This window comes from Bradyrhizobium sp. Kon37 (genome assembly GCF_055807535.1).
Genome location: NZ_JBVVOY010000062.1, coordinates 1 through 2,611, shown reverse-complemented (window position 1 = coordinate 2,611; position 2,611 = coordinate 1). Strand labels below are relative to the sequence as shown.

The window sequence follows — 2,611 nt, the reverse complement described above, 5'->3', positions numbered from 1 at the left end:
AACGGGGAACGGCGCTCCATTGAGGAAGTCATTCATATGAAAAATATAAAATTCAGCCTGGCCTGGCAGATTCTGTTTGCTATGGTGCTGGGCATTCTCCTGGGAAGCTACCTGCACTACCATAGCGACAGCCGCGACTGGCTGGTCGTCAATTTGCTCTCTCCGGCGGGTTGGATTCCAGTAAGTTTTGATTCTGGCACTGCGGACAACGTAACTGGCTGGCAATATTTAACGCCTGTTGCTGTTGTTGCGGATTGGCGAATTGCCAGGTGTCTACGACCTGAGCGTGCGCAAAACAGGTAAATAACAGCAGTAGCGTGAGAAGCCCTTTAATCCTCGCTACGCTGTTGCTGTTTTGCGCAGTGCTACTGATCGTGCTGGTGGGAACGCTTTATCCGATGATTTACGGCCTGCTGGGCTGGGGACGCCTCTCCGTTGGCGCGCCGTATTTTAACCGCGCGACGTTACCGTTTGGTCTGTTGATGCTGGTGGTGATTGTGCTGGCGACGTTTGTCTCTGGCAAACGCGTGCAGCTTCCGGCGCTGGTAGCTCATGCGGGCGTGCTGTTATTTGCCGCTGGGGTCGTGGTCTCCAGCGTCAGCCGTCAGGAGATCAGCCTGAATTTACAGCCGGGTCAGCAGGTGACGCTGGCAGGATACACCTTCCGTTTTGAGTGCCTCGATCTACAAGCCAAAGGCAATTACACCAGCGAAAAAGCGATAGTGGCAAAAAATCCCCCGCTGGCGTGTCAGGGACAAACTGTGCAGCAGCGCAGTGGCAGAAAGCCAGGGTAATAAAGAGGCGTTTTCCAGCGGATCCCAGAACCACCAGCCGCCCCAGCCGAGTTCGCAGTATGCCCACCAGGAACCGAGGATGATCCCCGCCGTTAATGCACTCCAGCCAACCCATTACAAGCCCGCTGCCGCAGATATTCCCGTGGCGAGCGATAACCCAGCGCACTATGCGGATGCCATTCGTTATAATGCTCGAACGCCTCTGCAAGGTTCTTTGCTGCCGTTAACCCGTCTGGTTTGGGCATGATACTGATGTAGTCACGCTTTATCGTTTTCACGAAGCTCTCTGCTATTCCGTTACTCTCCGGACTCCGCACCGCCGTGTTCTTCGGTTCAAGTCCCAACATCCGGGCGAACTGGCGTGTTTCATTAGCCCGGTAGCATGAACCATTATCCGTCAGCCACTCCACTGGAGACGACGGAAGATCGTTGCCGAAGCGGCGTTCCACCGCTCCCAGCATGACGTCCTGTACTGTTTCACTGTTGAAGCCGCCGGTAGTGACCGCCCAGTGCAGTGCCTCACGATCACAGCAGTCCAGCGCGAACGTGACACGCAGTCTCTCTCCGTTATCACAGCAGAACTCGAACCCGTCAGAGCACCATCGCTGATTGCTTTCTTTCACGGCCACTCTGCCTGTATGTGCCCGTTTCGATGGCGGTACAGCAGGTTTTCGCTCAAGCAACAGCGCATTCTGGCGCATGATCCGGTAAACACGTTTGGCATTGATCGCAGGCATACCATCAAGTTCTGCCTGTCTGCGAAGCAGCGCCCATACCCGACGATAACCATACGTTGGCAGCTCTCCGATAACATGGTGTATACGGAGAAGCACATCCGTATCATCAGTGTGACGACTGCGGCGGCCATCCATCCAGTCATCGGTTCGTCTGAGAATGACGTGCAACTGCGCACGCGACACCCGGAGACAACGGCTGACTAAGCTTACTCCCCATCCCCGGGCAATAAGGGCGCGTGCGCTATCCACTTTTTTGCCCGTCCATATTCAACGGCTTCTTTGAGGAGTTCATTTTCCATCGTTTTCTTGCCGAGCAGGCGCTGGAGTTCTTTAATCTGCTTCATGGCGGCAGCAAGTTCAGAGGCAGGAACAACCTGTTCTCCGGCGGCGACAGCAGTAAGACTTCCTTCCTGGTATTGCTTACGCCAGAGAAATAACTGGCTGGCTGCTACACCATGTTGCCGGGCAACGAGGGAGACCGTCATCCCCGGTTCAAAGCTCTGCTGAACAATTGCGATCTTTTCCTGTGTGGTACGCCGTCTGCGTTTCTCCGGCCCTAAGACATCAATCATCTGTTCTCCAATGACTAGTCTAAAAACTAGTATTAAGACTATCACTTATTTAAGTGATATTGGTTGTCTGGAGATTCAGGGGGCCAGTCTAAACTTGCTCTTTTCTTCTGGTGTTTATCTTTGAAAGATTTGTAGGATAAATAACATTAAGTAAAGCCGCATCGGCTTCTCTGTAATGTTTATCTTTTTCCAGATAACCTGGGGATTCTCCCCCTAAATCAAGCTGTAACGTTATTCTTTCATAACCTTTATCTATGAGGTGGTTCAACCTCGTTGTTGAAAGAGTTTCATCCAGTTCATTGACTTTAGCTTCGCGTAGTAAATCAGAGACAAAAACAGAGTCTTTCTTCGAGAGTAGGTTTGACAAACGTTCCAGTCCAGAGGTCACCAGTGCAACGGAAGATGTGTTTAATCGGGCATCTTCTTCCCATGCTCAGGACACGCGGAAAGCGTAGATGTCCATGATCGAGTGAAAACGCTGCTCTTTGAGCACCATTTTGCAGTAAAT

General features: G+C 52.1%; 3 protein-coding genes and 2 pseudogenes. 1 reads left to right on the top strand and 4 read right to left on the bottom strand.

Annotated features, from left to right (window positions below; genetic code table 11):
• Positions 1-148: 148 nt before the first annotated feature.
• The gene (locus AC0L3J_RS36935) at positions 149-310 is read right to left on the bottom strand and encodes a cytochrome c-type biogenesis protein CcmH (RefSeq protein ID WP_473350365.1); all 162 of its coding nucleotides are present in this window, start codon (positions 308-310) and stop codon (positions 149-151) included.
• Between the two features lie 19 nt (positions 311-329).
• On the opposite strand from AC0L3J_RS36935, the pseudogene AC0L3J_RS36930 reads away from it, so the two are divergent.
• Positions 330-719 (top strand): annotated as a pseudogene (locus AC0L3J_RS36930) (cytochrome c-type biogenesis CcmF C-terminal domain-containing protein); the annotation flags it as partial.
• A 32-nt stretch (positions 720-751) separates the two neighbouring features.
• On the opposite strand, the pseudogene ccsA reads toward AC0L3J_RS36930, so the two are convergent.
• The 3 genes and pseudogenes from ccsA to AC0L3J_RS36915 form a co-directional block, all read right to left on the bottom strand.
• Positions 752-905: pseudogene (gene ccsA / locus AC0L3J_RS36925) on the bottom strand (cytochrome c biogenesis protein CcsA); the annotation flags it as partial.
• Positions 887-2,103 (bottom strand): IS3-like element IS2 family transposase gene (locus tag AC0L3J_RS36920; RefSeq protein WP_473350364.1). Its coding sequence is split into 2 segments (ribosomal slippage): positions 887-1,788 and positions 1,788-2,103, totalling 1,218 coding nucleotides; the frame shifts between segments, so codons are not numbered across the junction. The pseudogene ccsA and the gene AC0L3J_RS36920, both read right to left, overlap by 19 nt.
• Positions 2,104-2,191: 88 nt before the next feature.
• Positions 2,192-2,491: a hypothetical protein gene (locus AC0L3J_RS36915; RefSeq protein ID WP_011443601.1), complete on the bottom strand. Its 300-nt coding sequence runs from the start codon at positions 2,489-2,491 to the stop codon at positions 2,192-2,194.
• Positions 2,492-2,611 lie beyond the last annotated feature (120 nt).